Genomic DNA, 307 nt, shown 5'->3' with positions numbered 1-307 from the left:
CGAGACGCTGCGCACGATCGCCGCCGATTCCAAACATCTCGGCGCCGAGATCGGCCTCATCGCGGTGCTGCACAGCTGGGGGCAGAACCTGCACTACCATCCGCACATCCATTGCATCGTGCCGGGCGGTGGCGTCTCGCCGGACGGCTCGCGCTGGGTCTCCTGTCGGCCAGGGTTCTTCCTTCCGGTGCGCGTCCTGTCGCGCCTGTTTCGCCGCCGCTTCCTGGAAGCCCTACGAGCCGCCTTCGACGCGCGCAGCCTCAAGTTCTTCGGCGACATTGCCGGCCTGACCGAGCCGGCCGCCTTC

General features: G+C 68.4%; 1 protein-coding gene. It reads left to right on the top strand.

Annotated elements, in window-relative coordinates; all coding sequences use genetic code 11:
• Positions 1–307 (top strand): transposase (locus EN874_RS32995; protein ID WP_189396758.1); only part of this gene is annotated, 307 nt, incomplete at both ends.

This window comes from Mesorhizobium sp. M1D.F.Ca.ET.231.01.1.1 (assembly GCF_003999155.2).
In the GTDB taxonomy this organism is placed as follows: Bacteria; Pseudomonadota; Alphaproteobacteria; order Rhizobiales; family Rhizobiaceae; genus Mesorhizobium.
Note: the sequence above shows the minus strand (reverse complement) of the source record. Positions and strands in the feature narration are given on the sequence as shown.